13 protein-coding genes are annotated in these 13,671 nt (G+C 43.7%); 6 read left to right on the top strand and 7 right to left on the bottom strand.

Features of this window, described 5'->3' with window-relative positions; all coding sequences use genetic code 11:
- Nucleotides 1–72 precede the first annotated feature (72 nt).
- Nucleotides 73–1,236 (bottom strand): sugar transporter, encoded by a 1,164-nt coding sequence (locus F3H01_RS02510; protein ID WP_149724726.1) that lies wholly within the window; start codon nucleotides 1,234–1,236, stop codon nucleotides 73–75.
- Nucleotides 1,237–1,405: 169 nt separating this feature from the next.
- On the opposite strand from F3H01_RS02510, the gene nifJ reads away from it, so the two are divergent.
- From nifJ to F3H01_RS02485, 5 genes are all read left to right on the top strand, one after another.
- Complete coding sequence (gene nifJ / locus F3H01_RS02505; protein ID WP_149724725.1) at nucleotides 1,406–5,008, top strand: pyruvate:ferredoxin (flavodoxin) oxidoreductase; 3,603 nt, start codon at nucleotides 1,406–1,408, stop codon at nucleotides 5,006–5,008.
- Between the two features lie 176 nt (nucleotides 5,009–5,184).
- On the top strand, nucleotides 5,185–5,790 hold the full coding sequence (locus F3H01_RS02500) for a LemA family protein (protein ID WP_103624140.1): 606 nt from the start codon (nucleotides 5,185–5,187) through the stop codon (nucleotides 5,788–5,790).
- Nucleotides 5,791–5,843: 53 nt separating this feature from the next.
- On the top strand, nucleotides 5,844–6,350 hold the full coding sequence (locus F3H01_RS02495) for a DNA-deoxyinosine glycosylase (protein ID WP_149724724.1): 507 nt from the start codon (nucleotides 5,844–5,846) through the stop codon (nucleotides 6,348–6,350).
- 107 nt (nucleotides 6,351–6,457) lie between these two features.
- Nucleotides 6,458–7,603 (top strand): toxin-antitoxin system YwqK family antitoxin, encoded by a 1,146-nt coding sequence (locus F3H01_RS02490; protein ID WP_149724723.1) that lies wholly within the window; start codon nucleotides 6,458–6,460, stop codon nucleotides 7,601–7,603.
- A gap of 730 nt (nucleotides 7,604–8,333) precedes the next feature.
- Nucleotides 8,334–9,044, top strand: coding sequence for an aspartate/glutamate racemase family protein (locus F3H01_RS02485; RefSeq protein WP_149724722.1), 711 nt, complete (start codon nucleotides 8,334–8,336; stop codon nucleotides 9,042–9,044).
- A 58-nt stretch (nucleotides 9,045–9,102) separates the two neighbouring features.
- Here F3H01_RS02485 and F3H01_RS02480 read toward each other — a convergent pair whose 3' ends face one another.
- Nucleotides 9,103–9,528 (bottom strand): HAD family hydrolase, encoded by a 426-nt coding sequence (locus F3H01_RS02480; RefSeq protein WP_410470345.1) that lies wholly within the window; start codon nucleotides 9,526–9,528, stop codon nucleotides 9,103–9,105.
- Between the two features lie 308 nt (nucleotides 9,529–9,836).
- On the opposite strand from F3H01_RS02480, the gene F3H01_RS02475 reads away from it, so the two are divergent.
- On the top strand, nucleotides 9,837–10,544 hold the full coding sequence (locus F3H01_RS02475; protein WP_223155330.1) for a M3 family metallopeptidase: 708 nt from the start codon (nucleotides 9,837–9,839) through the stop codon (nucleotides 10,542–10,544).
- A 68-nt stretch (nucleotides 10,545–10,612) separates the two neighbouring features.
- On the opposite strand, the gene F3H01_RS02470 is transcribed toward F3H01_RS02475, so the two are convergent.
- Genes F3H01_RS02470 through F3H01_RS02450 form a run of 5 tightly spaced genes read right to left on the bottom strand, consistent with a single transcriptional unit; the run spans nucleotide 10,613 to nucleotide 13,649 of the window.
- Nucleotides 10,613–11,035, bottom strand: coding sequence for a Sua5 YciO YrdC YwlC family protein (locus F3H01_RS02470; RefSeq protein ID WP_149724721.1), 423 nt, complete (start codon nucleotides 11,033–11,035; stop codon nucleotides 10,613–10,615).
- A complete protein-coding gene (locus F3H01_RS02465) occupies nucleotides 11,032–11,919 on the bottom strand; it encodes a DMT family transporter (RefSeq protein ID WP_149724720.1) in 888 nt (295 codons plus the stop codon). The genes F3H01_RS02470 and F3H01_RS02465 overlap by 4 nt, the downstream gene beginning before the upstream one ends.
- Nucleotides 11,920–11,924: 5 nt before the next feature.
- A complete protein-coding gene (locus F3H01_RS02460) occupies nucleotides 11,925–12,602 on the bottom strand; it encodes a DUF799 domain-containing protein (RefSeq protein ID WP_149724719.1) in 678 nt (225 codons plus the stop codon).
- A complete protein-coding gene (locus tag F3H01_RS02455) occupies nucleotides 12,592–12,996 on the bottom strand; it encodes a DUF4810 domain-containing protein (protein WP_103648689.1) in 405 nt (134 codons plus the stop codon). Before F3H01_RS02455 ends, F3H01_RS02460 begins: the two co-directional genes overlap by 11 nt.
- The gene (locus F3H01_RS02450) at nucleotides 12,981–13,649 is read right to left on the bottom strand and encodes a CsgG/HfaB family protein (protein ID WP_149724718.1); all 669 of its coding nucleotides are present in this window, start codon (nucleotides 13,647–13,649) and stop codon (nucleotides 12,981–12,983) included. Before F3H01_RS02450 ends, F3H01_RS02455 begins: the two co-directional genes overlap by 16 nt.
- Nucleotides 13,650–13,671: the final 22 nt, after the last annotated feature.

The raw sequence follows: 13,671 nt of genomic DNA, 5'->3' as shown, positions 1-13,671 counted from the left end.
TTTTCTTAGTTATGATATTTATTATCACTTATATGTAGAAATTTGTAACGTTTTACTTAGATATTTAAACATCTAAACTCTTTTAATCTTAGATACCGCAAACAAAAATATGATAAGTCCGCTTGTGGCAAAAAAGCTACCAATATTGCCGATATTTTGCTCGCCTAAATGAACTATCGTTTGATGCCCTATTAGCGCCCCTGCTCCGATACCTATGTTATAAATAGCCGAAAATATCGCCATTGCAGCGTCAGTAGCATTTGAGGCTAAATTTAGTACTTTTATTTGAAAACTCATATTTACACCAGCTATGCCAAGTCCCCAAACAAAGGCCAAGACTAGCATTAAAACTTCATTTTTAGCAATAAAATTTAACACAAGCAAGCAACATAAAATAAGCATAATAGAAATTGCAGAAAATGCATTTGGAATAAGCTTATAAAATTTAGAGAAAAGCAGGCTTGCAACTACACCAGCAACGCCAAATAAGAGCAAGAATATTGTGATAAATTTTCCATCAAAGCCACTGATATCTTTTGCAAATGGCTCAATGTAACTATAGGTGCTAAAATGCGCGCTTATGATAATTGCGGTTAGTAAAAATACGACCATTAAAAGGCCATTTCTTGCAAGTTCTGGCAAGCTTTTAAGCGAGCCCGAGTTCTTACTTGGCAGAAGTGGCAAAATTTTATATAGCCAAACTCCAACACCAACAGCAAAAATTCCGATCAGTCCAAAGGTCACACGCCAGCCAAGTGCGTCACCTAAAATTCTTCCAAGTGGCAGACCAAGTATCATCGCTAGCGATGTGCCAAGAGCTAGCAATCCAAGAGCTTGCGAGCTTTTATTTATCGGAGCTAACCTAACAGCAAGTGAAGCAGTGATAGCCCAAAAAATGGCATGGGCAATAGCTATCATCAACCGAGCAATAATTAAAATTTTAAAATTCCAAGCAAAGGCGCAAAGCGTATGAGCTACAACAAATACGATAAAAACCTTTAAAAGAAGAGATCTTCGTTCTAAATTTGCAGTCAAAAGCATAAGCGGTAAAGAGAGTATAGTGACGCTCCACGCATAAATCGTGATGATAAGACCGGTATCAGCCGTGCTCATATCAAAATCTTTTGCAATATCACTTAAAAGTGGCACTGGAACAAACTCAGTAGTGTTAAATATAAAAGCACAAAAAGCAAGAGCTATAACCCTTAAATAGGCTACCCTATGAACACTTATCAAATTTTATCCTTAATTTTTTTCATTAAGGTAATGGAATTTTGCTTAAAGTTAGTAATTTAAAAGGCAAAATTCTCAGAATTTATTAATGACATAGATTAATAGTAGATTTTGGAAACTATCTCTATAATAAAAGATTTTTAAAAATCGTAAGAAAATTTAAGGCGGAAAAATGGCTAAAATAATGAAAACTATGGACGGAAACGAGGCTGCGGCGCACGCGGCTTACGCATTTACGGAGGTTGCGGGCATCTACCCGATCACTCCTAGCTCGCCGATGGCTGACTACACCGATATGTGGGCGGCTCAGGGCAAGAAAAATCTATTCGGCATGCCGGTTAAGGTAGTCGAAATGCAAAGCGAGGGCGGGGCTGCGGGCACCGTGCACGGCTCGCTGCAAGTAGGCGCGCTAACTACGACGTATACGGCTTCGCAAGGCCTTTTGCTAAAAATCCCGAATATGTACAAGATCGCAGGCCAGCTGCTGCCGGGCGTTATCCACGTGAGCGCGCGCTCTATCGCGGCCCAGGCGCTTTCTATCTTTGGCGATCATCAGGATATTTATGCCTGTCGCCAGACGGGATTTGCGATGCTGGCAAGCGGCTCCGTGCAAGAGGTCATGGATATCGCCGGCGTCGCGCATCTAGCGGCGATCAAGGGTCGCGTGCCATTTTTGCACTTTTTCGACGGATTTCGCACGAGCCACGAGATACAAAAGATCGAGGTGCTTGACTACGCGCACTTTGATAGGCTTCTTGACCGCGAGGCTCTGCAAAAATTTAGAGACGAGGCGCTAAGCCCCGAAAGTCCGAAGACTCGCGGCACGGCTCAAAACGACGACATCTACTTCCAGACGCGCGAGCTAGCTAACCGCTACTACGACGCGGTGCCTGATATCGTGGCCGAGTATCTAAAAGAAATTTCAAAAATCACGGGACGCGATTATAGACCGTTTAATTATTACGGCGATCCGCATGCTACGCGCGTCGTGATCGCGATGGGCTCGGTCACGCAAACTCTAGAAGAAGTCGTCGATCACCTGCGCGCAAAGGGCGAAAAAGTAGGCGTGCTAAAGGTGCATCTATATCGTCCGTTTAGCCTAAAATACCTCTTTGACGTGATGCCTGAGACGGTAGAAAAGATCGCCGTGCTAGACCGCACGAAAGAGCCTGGAAGCCTGGGCGAGCCGCTATATCTGGACGTCAAGGCGGCATTTTACGGACGCAAAAATCAGCCCGTGATCGTAGGCGGCCGCTACGGCCTAAGCTCAAAAGACGTCGATCCTGCTCAGATGCTAGCGGTCTTTGAAAATTTAAATTTAGAGGGGCCTAAAAACGGCTTTACCGTCGGTATCGAGGACGACGTGACCTTCACCTCGCTAAAAGTCGGCGAGAAAATTTCGCTAAGCGACGCAAGCGTAAAAGAGTGCCTATTTTACGGTCTTGGCGCGGACGGTACCGTTGGGGCGAATAAAAACTCCATCAAAATCATCGGCGATAAAACCGATCTTTATGCACAAGCGTATTTTGCCTACGATAGTAAAAAATCAGGCGGTTACACGCGCTCGCACCTGCGTTTTGGCAAAAACCCGATCCGCTCGACCTACCTCGTCTCAAATCCGCACTTCGTAGCCTGCTCGGTCGCGGCGTATCTTGAAATTTACGACGTGATAGACGGTATCCGCGAGGGCGGGACGTTCCTGCTAAACTCGATCTGGGACGCCGAGCAGACGGTCGCTAAACTGCCGAATAAAGTAAAGAAAATTTTAGCCGCAAAAAAGGTAAATTTTTACATCATCAACGCTACCAAGCTAGCTCGCGAGATCGGGCTAAAAAACCGCACGAACACCATCATGCAGTCAGCGTTTTTTAAACTCGCAGACATCATACCGTTTGCCGACGCACAAAAATACATGAAAGAGTACGCGCACAAAGCCTATGCCAAAAAGGGCGAAGCGATCGTGGAGATGAACTACAAGGCCATCGATATGGGCGCGGACGGATTGGTTAAGGTCACGGTCGATCCTAGCTGGCTAAATTTGACGGATGATGCGAGCTCGGAGGAAAAATACGTCGGCGATGAATTTATAGAAAAAATCGTTAAACCTATCAACGCCGCCAGAGGCGATAGCTTGCCTGTTTCGGCGTTTGTCGGATATGAGGACGGACACTTTAAATCAGGTACGACGCAATACGAAAAACGCGGTATCGGCGTGATGGTGCCTAAGTGGATCGAGGGAAACTGCATCCAGTGCAACCAGTGCGCCTTCGTTTGCCCTCACGCTGTCATCAGACCGTTTCTGATCGATGAAAACGAGCTCGCCGCCGCACCGCAAACCGTGCAAGATCACATCCTAGACGCCAAGGGCAAAGAGGTAAAAGGGCTAAAATATAAAATCCAAGTAAGCCCGCTTGACTGCACCGGCTGCGAGCTGTGCGCTCAAATTTGCCCGAGCAAGGAAAAATCGCTCGTCATGGTGCCGCTAGCCGAGGAGATGGAGCGGCACGAGCAGGAAAACGCCGATTATTTATTTAAAAAGGTAACCTACAAAGACGACCTGATGAGCAAAGATAGTGTCAAGGGCGTTGGTTTTGCTCAGCCGCTATTTGAGTTTCACGGCGCATGCCCGGGATGCGGCGAGACGCCTTATATCGGGCTTGTTACGAGACTGTTCGGCGACCGTATGATCGTGGCAAACGCCACCGGATGTAGCTCGATCTACGGCGGTAGCGCGCCTTCGACGCCTTATACGACGAACAAAGAGGGCAAGGGCGTAGCGTGGGCAAATTCGCTCTTTGAGGATAACGCGGAGTTTGGCATGGGTATGAACGTCGCGGTAGAGACGCTGCGTCACCGTATCGAAGACGTCATGCTACGCACCAAAGACGGCGCGCCAAATGCCTTAGCCGCGCTATACTCCGACTGGATAACGCATAAAAACGACGGCGAGAAAACGACGCAAATCGCTAAAATTTTAACGCCGATTTTGGAGCAAAATTTAGACGTAGAGGGCGTAAAAGAAATTTTAGAGCTAAAAAGATACCTCGTCAAAAAATCCCAGTGGATCATCGGCGGCGACGGCTGGGCGTACGATATCGGCTTTGGCGGTCTTGATCACGTGCTAGCTAGCGGCGAGAACGTAAACGTGCTCGTGCTTGACACCGAGGTGTACTCAAACACCGGCGGCCAAAGCTCAAAATCAAGCCGCGCGGGTTCAATAGCGCAGTTTACCGCTAGCGGCAAGCCGATGCAGAAAAAGGATCTGGGCTATATCGCGATGACTTACGGAAATATTTTCGTAGCGCAGATCAACTCAAACGCGAGCCAGGCAAACACGATAAAAGCCATCGCCGCAGCCGAAGCCTACGACGGACCTAGTCTTGTGATCGCGTATTCGCCGTGCATCGCGCACGGTATAAAAGGCGGCATGGCCTACTCCGGAGGTCAAGGCGAGCTAGCGACCAAGTGCGGCTATTGGCCGACCTACGTCTACGATCCGCGCCTAATCAAAGAGGGCAAAAATCCGCTCAAAATGACTTCAAAAGAGCCCGACTGGTCGCTTTACGAGGAGTTTTTGCTAAACGAGGTTCGCTACAACTCGCTTAGAAAGACAAATCCTGAGCACGCGGACGAGCTGCTGGCTAAAAATAAGGCCGACGCGCAAAGACGCTACCGCCAGCTAAAACGCCTAAGCTTGGCTGATTTTAGCGACGAGATCGAGTCCGGCGCGCCTGGGAGCGCCGAGGATGTCTCTGCCGATACCGCAACCGAGTAAAGCGCAAATTCTCCCACTTAAATTTATCATGTGGGAGAATTTTGTTTTTAGATAATTTCACTTAAAAAATAAAATAACCCACAAACAAAAATAAGCAATTTTCTAAATCCTTAAAGTGAAATTAAGTCGTAAAAAGTCAAAATCGCATGTCTTAAAATAAGTAAAAAGGAGCAAAAATGCTTATTACTATAATCGTCGTTGTTATTGCCTTAGCGGCTTATATTATTAAAATATATAATAAACTACAATCAATGATGCAAAACATCAGAGAGAGCTTCGCAAATATCCAAGCTACGCTCAAAAAACGTTTAGATCTATCAAATCAAATAATAGATATAGCCAAAGATTATGCAAGTAGCGAACAAATGATTCAACTTGGCGTTTCTGGAAATGGAGTCGCAAAAGTAGCTGCTTTGGCTCAAGCCTTTCCGGAACTAAAGGCTAACGAAACATATCAAATGCTAATGTCGCAGTTAGAAAAAATTGAGAGCGAACTCCTAAATAAACGTGAAAGCTACAATGCTGAGGTAAAAAGTTATAATTCTTATAAAAATGCGTTCCCGCAAGTCCTAATAGCCTCAAAACTATCTTTTGAATCAGTCGCTTATTTTGACATTAATGATGAGGACTTTAGTGAAAATTTAAAAATATTTAAAAAAGATGATTCGGCTAGAATACAAGAAATTTTAAGTGACTCTAATAAGAAAATCACCGATATTGCAATGAATGCGAAAAAGATGATTAACGATAAAATTTCAAATAATCCAAATCAAAAAGAGTAACTTTTTATAAAAATAATAAATGGTTTAAATGGCTAAAATTTTAAAAGAGATAGATGAATCAAATTAGTCCATTTAAACCGATTTTTGATAAAAACTCTAAAATTTTAATCCTCGGCTCCTTCCCCTCCGTCGTTTCTCGTAAATTTGGCTTTTATTACGCAAATCCGCAAAATCGCTTCTGGCGAGTATTGGCCGGGATTTTAAATGCTCCGTTGCCTGCAAGCACGGACGAAAAGATAAATTTCCTGCTCGCTCACCGCATCGCCATCTACGACGCTGCGATATCCTGCGAGATAAAGGGATCGAGCGATGCTAAAATGACCGCCGTCGAGCCCGCAAATTTAGAGCCGATCTTCAAAACCGCAAATATCACGCAAGTCTACGCAAACGGCGGCAAGGCGTATGAAATCTGCGAAAAATATCTAAAAACTCAAATTTTAAACGCAACAGGCAAACCGCCCGTCAAACTACCCTCGACTAGCTCCGCAAACGCAAATTTTAGCTTTGAAAGGCTCGTGCAAGATTGGGCAGTCGTCGCAGAGGTGCTAAAAGACGGCTAAATTTGACGCGAATTCTAAAATTTAACTCATCCGAAATAATCGCGCCTTCACCTTAAATTTAATTTCAAATTTTAAAATTACCCAAATCAAACAAAGCAGGAAAAACCATGAAAATCCTAAAATTTCTATTTTTACTCCCGCTTCTAGCGATCGGCGCGCAGGCGCTGGAGCCAAAAATTGTAATGAAGCCCGAAGCGAGCCTAAAAAACGGGCTTTACTACGTAAAAGGCAAGCTCTACAACGGCACGCTAAAGATGCTTCGATACAGCGTCGAAGACCTATACGGCGTAAATGCGATGGGCATGGTCTATCCGAGGCTAAAACCGCTGCCGCCCACTCTCATCCGCGAGATAGACGTGCAGGGCGGCACGGCGGTGCGATATCGAGACTATTTTGACGGCAGAGACAAACCCTCAAACGAATACCCCCTAAAAAACGGCGTTCGCGAGGGCACGGCGAAGCACTATCACGCAGATAGCGGTGCTCTGATGGGCGAGAGCGAATACAAAAATAACGTCCGCGACGGGCGCTACCGCCGCTACTATTTTGACGAGGGTGGCGCGTTAAAGCAGGAGGGCACCTACAAGGCAGACAAGCGAGAGGGCGTGTTTACCGACTATTACGTTAGCGGAGAGGTTAGCGCGCGTAGCCCGTACGCGGGCGGGCTTCGAAACGGCGAGAACGTCGACTACTACAAAAGCGGCAAGATCCGCGGCAAGCGAACGTATAAAGAGGGCAAGCGAGAAGGCGTGGAAAAATGGTACTACGAAAGCGGCGCCGTGGAGGAGACGGGCGAATACAAAAATGACCGCAAAAACGGCGTTTGGAAGCGATTTTATGAAAATGGTAAAACGCGCGTGGTAGAAAATTATAAAGACGGCGAAAAGGACGGCGTCGCGCGCGAGTACTACCCAAGCGGCAAGCTTAGAGGCGAATACGAGTACAAAGACGGCCGCCAAATAGGCGCGGGGCTGGACTACTACGAGAGCGGAGCGCTGGCCGCAAAGGTAATGTTTAAAAACGGGCGCTATCACGGACTGTACGAGGAGTATCACGAAAACGGCAAGCTAAAAGCCAGAGTGATGTTTGAGGACGGGCTGGAGGTCGGCGAGGCGCACCACTACTACGCAAACGGCAAACTAGAGGCCCATGGCGAGTTTGAGCGCGGCAGGCTCATCCGCGCCAAAAAATACGACGAAGCGGGCAAGCTAATCAGCGACAAGTCTGATAAAAACGGACTTCCGAGGGAGTAAATTTAGCTAAATTTATGCCTTTGCGGTTTAAATTCGCTCTTTAAATTTTAGCTTTTAGCCGTAAATTTAACGTTTATATCGCTTTGGCGGGAAATCTGGCGCGCAAAGCTTAAAAAGCGCGAAGCGATGACAAAAGGCCAAGTAAAATCTGTGAAATTTTATAAATTTTACCGCGCGAAACGGCTACGCGCAAACGGCGCTTAAATTTCACGGCGCGAGATTAAAGCGCTAAAACGTAAAGCGGCGATGTCTGCGCGGCAAGGGGCGGGGTCTAGGCGAAATTTTGACGGCAAAACGCGGGTTTTGGCATTTGCTGGCGTAAAATAGAGGCGGTTTGGGCGTCAAGCTAGCATTTAAAAGACGCCGAAGCGACTCTGGCAAAGTGTGCCAAAAACGTAGGCGCAAGACTTGCAGACGCGAACGGGTAAAATTTGCAGGCGATTTTACCTTGCAAAAAATAAAACTTTGCCAAACCGAAAAGCCGTAAATTTAATTCGCCCGCGCGAAGTAATCAAAATGCCGCTTTTAGCCGATAAAATTTACACGCAAATTTAGGCCGCTAGCGCGCTAAAATTTGACCACATTTTCGTCGCAGGCTAAAAAATTTATGCGGTTAATTTATGCTCGTTATTTTAGGCGGTTGCAGCCGAATTTAATGCGGTGGACGAAATTTAAATTTATAGCAAATTTAATTTAAAACCGTAAAATCGCCGAAATTTAAGGAGAAAATATGAAAAAAATCGGCCTAATCGGCGGGATGAGTTTTGAGTCTACGATAACGTATTACGAGCAAATAAATCGCAAAATAAACGAGCGCTTGGGCGGCCTTAGCAGCGCGGAGATACTGCTAAGCAGTGTAAATTTCGAGGAGATCGAGGCCTGCCAGCGCGAAAACAGATGGGAGGACGCGGGCGAAATTTTGGCGCGTCACGCGAGGATTTTGCAAGGCGGCGGGGCTGATTTTATCTTCATCTGCACAAACACGATGCACAGGTGCTTTGACGCCGTACAGGGCGCCGTTAGCGTGCCTGTGGTGCATATCGCGGATGCTACGCTAAAAGCGCTAAAAAACGCAGGCGTCGCCAAAGTAGGGCTGCTCGGCACCGTCTATACGATGACGCAGGATTTTTATAAAAGTCGGTTGATAGAGGGCGGCGCGGAGGTGCTTTTGCCAAGCGCGGGCGATATGGCGGAAGTAAATCGCGTCATCTTTGAGGAGCTTTGCTACGGCAAAATCGCGCCTAGCTCAAAGGCGAATTTCTTGCGCATCATCGAGGATTTTAGGTCGCGCGGCGCGCAAGGAGCGATACTTAGCTGCACCGAGATAGGCATGCTGGTATCGCAGGCGGATACGGATATGCGGCTTTTTGATACGGCGCAGATACACATCGATGCGGCGGTTGAGGCGGCGCTGTCTATGCTTAATCAAAACGGTCGCTAGACGAAGAAAACAATTTAGCCGAGCGGCAAGTAAAGTCGCTTAATAAGATCCACTAATTTTAGTTGCTTGCTAAAAATTTTACCGCTTCATAAGCGTTTTGAAAGATTAAATCCGAATACTCTTTTAGACTTTGCGCATCCGCGTATCCGCAAGTTAGGCCGATACCTTTGATGCCGGCGTTCTTTGCCGCCATTAGATCCATCTGCGTATCGCCTATCATAAATGCGTTTCGCTTATCTTTTCCAAGTCTTGCGAGAGCTAAATTTACGGGCTCCGCGTTAGGTTTTGGATTTAGCACGTCATCGCGGCCTACCACCACTTTTATAAAATTTAAGACCCCTAAATTTTCAAGCAAAATCTCCGAAAATTTCGACGTTTTCGTAGTAACTACGCCGACGTCGGCAATGCTAGACGCCAAACCTACGGCATCTTTTGCAAACGGCAAACTCGAAGCCGAAGGGGAGTTTGTGCGCGGCAGGCTCATTCGCGCCAAAAAATACGACGAATCGGGTAAGCTAATCAGCGACAAGTCTGATAAAAACGGACTTCCGAGGGAGTAAATACCAAAATAAGTTGCTACTGACATCATTTGAATATTTACCAAACCAAATATTTACGTCCTTTTATATTTTGCATATTTTAATTGGATTTAAATAACACTACAATAGTCGCACTTAATATTAAAATTTTTATATTTATCTTTTGCATCTTAGTCATAAAAGCAGCAATCTCATTTATAAAATCATCAAAAAAGCATTAAAACCACTGGGTGAAGATAGCTTTATAAAGCTTATGATAGACAAACACTGGATAGAAAGCGATGTGCGAGAAAATAAAGCTGGTGGGGCTTTTTTTGTAAGTTTGCCAAAATTTAAGCAACCAAGAATTTTTACCACCTACATGAACACTCTTTCACACTTAATCCAGCAAGCTCATGAGCTGGGGCATGCTTGGCACTACTACTTGATGCGTGATCTTCCGGTTTTAAGCGCAAATTTTCCAATGAGCTTAGCTGAGAGTGCAAGCACATTTAATGAAACTCTTTTACGAAATGAGCTAAAAAAAGACGACTCACTTAGGGTAGAAATTTTATGGCAGGAGCTAAAAAGTACTGTAAATTTTTTACTTCATATAAGCGTTAGATACGAGTTTGAGACTGGTTTTATAAAGCTGCGACAAAAAGGTCAAGTCAGCAAAAAAGATGCAAATGATCTTTTAAAACAAGCTTGGGATAAATTTTATAAAGACAGCACGAGCGATGTTGAAGAATTTTTGCCATATTTCAAGCCACATTTTTATAAAACAGATAACTACATTTACAACTATCCTTATAGCGTTGGCTATCTGCTATCACAATTTTTTCTAAGTGAGTTTAAAAAAGATGAAGCAAAATTTTGCAAAATTTATAAACAATTTTTAATAGAGTGCGGCACAAAAAGCGTGGAAGAGCTAATAAAAAACACTTTAAAAAAGATACGACAAAGTGCGAATTTTGGCTAATTGGCATAGATGAAGTGCTAAAAAATTTAGATGAGTTTAAAAAGGTAGTGGCTGTATAAATTTACTAGTTATCTTAAACGTTTTATTTTTTTTCGAGAAATTTTATAAATTTTTGATGGAGTATCTTCAAAAAAATGATCATCTACTATTTCATCAGCCACGCTCATAGCCCAAGCTTCGTTAAAATTTTGTCCATTTTTGTTTGCACTGCTTGAATAAAGCCAGTCAAATTTAGCTAAAAATTTTTCGTGCTTGCACTCTTTTACGACTCTAATAGCCTTTAAATTTGGATACAAAAATGTGGCTTTTCTTGAACGGCGTATGAAATTTTTATACTTTTTTGGCACTCTAACAAGCTCATTTAAAATGCTAAATTTCGCTGTCGTGATAAGGCAAGGTTTATTTTCATCACGCATTTTGGCTCTATTTATCTCTTTATAATCTTTACTCAAAAAGCCAGCTGTCGTATCAGTTTGTGCTAGAAATATCATAATTTTTCTCTTTTTGATAGTAAAAATATACAAGAGATTATTAGAGCAAATCCTAAAAAGTCCCAAAATACAAATTTTGTCCCAAGCCAAAAGTAGCCAAAAAATGCTGCGCTTAGTGGTTCTATGCAGGCTAATAAACTAGCTTTTGCTGCGCCTATGAGCTTAACACCTATCATATAAAAGCTAAATGCAAAAATGGTGCCAAGCGTAATAACAGCAATAAATGCAAGCCATTGATTTATACCATTAAGCCCAGCAAAATCCCAAACTCTCATATAGCAAGCAAGCACTACCCCGCCCATAACCATACCCCAGCCAAGTGTGAGAGTGACTGAATATTTCGCATTTAGCCTTGCTGGAGCAAGATTATAAACACAAACGCAAATAGCGCTAACTAAGCACCAAAACAAGGCCTTTAGCGAAATGACAAGAGATGAAATTCGCGCATGTGTGCTTAGGAAAAATACGCCAAGCATCGCGCAAAGCAGAGCTAAAATTTCAAGTGGTCTTGGTGCTCGCTTCTCTTTTAGGCAGATGACGGCTAGGATGAGAACTGGCGCAGTGTATTGAATAACAGTCGCAACTGCGGCATTTGAAAGCTCAATGGAGTAAAAATAAGCGTACTGCGTCATCATAAGCCCAAGCAGGGCATAGACTAAAAACTCGCCAAGGAGCTTTATATCTTTAATCGGAGCAAAAACGGTACTTGGTTCTTTAAAAGCATAAAAAATCACAATAACAATGCCAGCTAGCATCAGTCTATATGGCACCAAAAAATCAGAATTTATACCAAGTGAAAATAGATACTGCCCACAAACCCCACTAAATCCCCAAAGGATACCGCCAACTAAAGTAAGGAGTATCCCAAGACGATGAGTATTCATTAAATTTATCTATCTTTATGAAGCTGTGCATCTTTGCCATAATATGGCGAATATGGTCCATAAAGTATGCAGTTATGGCAATCTCTTGAAAATAAATAAGCATCTGCCATCACTGCTAGATCGTATGATCTATCTGAGATGGTATTTGCCACCTGTGAGATGACGGCTGAGACTAACATGCCAAGTAGGCTACTTTGACCGCTGCTGCTATCTTCTGCTGCCATAGCACTGCCTTGCCAAAGAGTAGCGCCGCTTTTTATATCGATAAGCTTTGCTTCAAGGACGACCTTTGTTGAGCTTGAGATGACTGCATAGCTCGTACCATAATCTTTTATATTGATGTAAAGCACACTATCAGCATGGAAAATTTTATCAAGCTTATTTAGTGGCACGGCTGCGATCTCGCTTGGCTCGGTTATGCCATTTAGTTTAAAGGTATCATTTACAAGAGCCACTGGAAATACATAGTATCCTGCTTCACTTAGTGGCGCGACTGCATTTGCCAAAACAGCAGCTGGACCTGAAATTTCTGTGCTATCGTTTGTTGGCATAAGCACTAAGATAGAGTGAGGTCTTTTTTGTAAAAATTCTGAGTAGTCGTATGGCTCAGGCTCTTTTATAGAGCAGCCCGTAAAAAATACTGCTAAAAATGCAAAGGTTATAAATTTCAGGCTATTTTTCATTATTTGCCCCCTCTTTTTGCTCTACTTTTTTTGGAGTCAAATTTTTAGAGCCTTTGATGAAATTTATATACTCCCTTGACTCTGGGAAATTCTCTACTTCTTTGTCAAAATTTGCATTTGCAGCGCCTAAATTTCCGTTATTTAAGTATAAAAGTCCAAGGTGTGCATATACGCCAGGAGCGATCTTATAGCCCTTTTGTATTGATATCTGCACCAAATTTTCTAAGCGTGAAATTTGCTCGTTTGTATCGCCCTCTTCATTTAGATAACTATATAGCGAGCTACTATATGATCCGTCCCAATAATAAAGTGATCTTGGGCCGTTTGAATGACCGCAACCCGCTAAAAATAGTGCAAAAAGCGCGAGGCCGGCAAGCTTTATTTTACTTGCCATGCTCCACTTTCTATGCCATTTACTAGATTATTTACCGCTTCAATAATAGCTAGACTCAAAACCTTGCCATTTAGCGTAGAGTCGTATCCTGCTGTACCGCCAAAACCGATGATCTCTCTGTTTGAAAGGGTGTATTCGCCAGCGCCGCTAACTGAATAGACAACCTCAGCTGTTTTGGTATCAACGATATTTAAATTTACCTTTGAATAGGCAGTTTGTTGCTTGCCTTTGCCAAGTATGCCAAATAGCTGATGATCGCCCGTAGTTTTTCGTCCAAACTCGGTCACATCACCAGTTATCACGTATCTTGCGCCTTTTAGATTTTGAGCGGTTTTGCTTAGCTCGCTCTCTTGTTTGATCACTTTCATATTTGATCTATCAAGCACCAAAAATCTACCACTTTGCTGTAAATTTGTGATCAAAATGCTTTGAGCTTGGTTGCCAAGCCTATCCTCGCCATCAGCAAATACACCATTTTGGTAAGCTGATTGATTATTAAATCGACCTATCGAAACCGAAATTTTTTGACCATTGTAAACTGTGCCGTAGCTTGCTACTTTTGGAGTCTCAACAACCCTTGAACTCTCACTCGCGCATCCAGCAAAAAGAGCTACCATAAGCAAAACTGCACCAAATTTAAATATATTTTTCATTTTTTATCCTTTGCGACAAAAT

The organism is Campylobacter concisus (assembly GCF_902460875.1).
GTDB classification, from domain to species: Bacteria; Campylobacterota; Campylobacteria; order Campylobacterales; family Campylobacteraceae; genus Campylobacter_A; species Campylobacter_A concisus_AA.
Note: the sequence above shows the minus strand (reverse complement) of the source record. Positions and strands in the feature narration are given on the sequence as shown.